This window comes from Vibrio sp. Vb0304, assembly GCF_033338995.1.
Taxonomy (GTDB): Bacteria; Pseudomonadota; Gammaproteobacteria; order Enterobacterales; family Vibrionaceae; genus Vibrio; species Vibrio alginolyticus.
On record NZ_JAWOTT010000391.1, the window covers coordinates 1 to 1,013 of the forward strand.

Sequence of the window (1,013 nt, forward strand, 5' to 3'; positions counted from 1 at the left end):
TACCTGCTAGCGTACTAGCATCCGTCGTTAGCGGACTCAAGCTGTAGGCATCGCCTGCATAAGCGATCAATCCTGTCGCCCCCTCTTTCCACTTCGGCAACAAGTCCAACGCTTTGTAACGTGTTTGAGTAAGGCGATTGGGTTTGATGTCGCTGGCGTACATCGAGCGAGACATATCTAGCACTAGCATGCGATTTTGGCTTAGCTCGAAGCTTGGACGTGTATTTGATTGCCAGCTCGGCCCAGCGAGCGCTACGCAGGCAATCGCCCAAGCCAAGCCCCAAATCGTAAAATAGGGTTTGGACTGGGTGGTCTTCCCAAGCATTTTGGCGAGGTGCGGGGCAATCAGCGCGGATTTTTTCGCTCTAAATTTTTGATTAATCAGGAGTACGAAGGGGATTGCTATCAGTCCCAGTAACCAATATGGGTTAAGGAAAGTAAACTCAGCCATGTTTTCTCCTTAGCAGGAACAACAACATAGAAAGCACTAAAGCTGCACTCAATGGATATGGGAACCATTCGGACTGAGGCCGCCAAGTTTGGGTATCGCTTGATACAGGTTCCAGTTTGTTGATTGTGTCGTAGATCTTTTTAAGTTGTTCGGCATCTCGCGCACGGAAGTACTGTCCGCCAGTCATTTCTGCAATCTTCGTGAGCGTTTGTTCATCAAGGTCGGCTGCGGTGTCGACCTTACGAGTCATAAAAAAGTCTTTCACCATCATTTCGCCAGCACCTACGCCGACGGTATAAATAGTGGCATTGTATTTCTTCGCAATCTCAGCCGCTTCGATTGGATCTAACACACCTGCGGTGTTACTGCCGTCACTGAGCAAAATCATCACGCGCTGGGGCGCATCGCTATCGACAAAGGTTTTTGTTCCTAAGCCGATACCATCGCCAATTGCGGTTCGTTGACCAACTAGGCCAATTACAGTTTGCTTGATTTGTTGGATAACGGTTTGTCGGTCAGCCGTGAGTGGCGTTTGTAAGTACGCGTGGTCACCAAATAGAAC

General features: G+C 49.1%; 2 protein-coding genes. Both read right to left on the reverse strand.

From position 1 onward, the window contains the following. A partial coding sequence (locus R7P35_RS26465; RefSeq protein WP_318093467.1) for a VWA domain-containing protein occupies window positions 1-451 on the reverse strand: 451 nt, incomplete at its 3' end. Next, window positions 444-1,013 (reverse strand): VWA domain-containing protein (locus R7P35_RS26470; protein ID WP_318093468.1); only part of this gene is annotated, 570 nt, incomplete at its 5' end. The genes R7P35_RS26465 and R7P35_RS26470, both read right to left, overlap by 8 nt.